Source organism: Staphylococcus sp. HMSC072H03 (assembly GCF_001809305.1).
Lineage (GTDB): Bacteria > Bacillota > Bacilli > Staphylococcales > Staphylococcaceae > Staphylococcus > Staphylococcus hominis.
In genome coordinates this window covers 376,424-376,681 of sequence record NZ_KV796914.1, presented here as the reverse complement: position 1 = coordinate 376,681, position 258 = coordinate 376,424, and the positions used below count along the sequence as shown (strand labels likewise).

At 32.2% G+C, this 258-nt stretch carries 1 pseudogene; it reads right to left on the bottom strand.

What is annotated here, in order from left to right:
• Positions 1-75: 75 nt before the first annotated feature.
• A pseudogene (locus HMPREF2578_RS11460) lies at positions 76-258 on the bottom strand (type I restriction-modification system subunit M); the annotation flags it as partial.

Below are 258 nucleotides of genomic sequence, written 5' to 3'. Positions count from 1 at the left end.
GCTAGGTTTCCTAATTTTTGAAGTTTCCATTCTTCTTTAAACTCTGGAAATCTTAATTCTGGAGTATTTGTGTGTTCAGTCATGTTTTAACACTCCTAGTTCTTTAAGATAGTCATTGATTCCTGATTCTACAACAGAGATTTCTTTATCAATATCTGACAGTTGTTGTTGGACTTGGTCTAAGTCGATAGGTTCTTCTTCTTCAAATGTATCGACGTATCTTGGAATATTTAAGTTATAGTCATTTTCTTTGATTTC